Source organism: Chitinimonas violaceus (assembly GCF_052601015.1).
On sequence record NZ_JBQXDJ010000278.1, the window covers coordinates 1 to 276 of the forward strand.

A 276-nucleotide genomic window follows, 5' to 3' on the forward strand; every position below is an offset into this window, starting at 1 on the left:
CCTTTAGCGAGATATGCGCCGGGGTCATCGGCTCGCCGTAGTCACTCAGAAACAGCGCCGTTTCATCCACCGTCAGCAACTGCGGGCGGGATTCCATCAGGTAACGATCCAGCCAAGCCAGCGCACGTTGTCCCAACGGCACTACCCTGTCTTTGCGCCCTTTGCCTTCTCGTACCATCACCAGCCGACGGTGCAGGTCCACGTCATAGCACGCCAGGTTCGACGCCTCCAGCCGTCGTAACCCCGTGCTATAGAGCAATTCCAGCAAGGCACGGT

Annotated in this window: 1 protein-coding gene; it reads right to left on the reverse strand. The window is 60.1% G+C overall.

Annotation, left to right across the window (positions count from 1 at the left end; translation table 11 throughout):
• On the reverse strand, positions 1-276 hold a 276-nt coding region (locus tag ACUHMQ_RS21280), incomplete at both ends, for a tyrosine-type recombinase/integrase (RefSeq protein WP_445297424.1).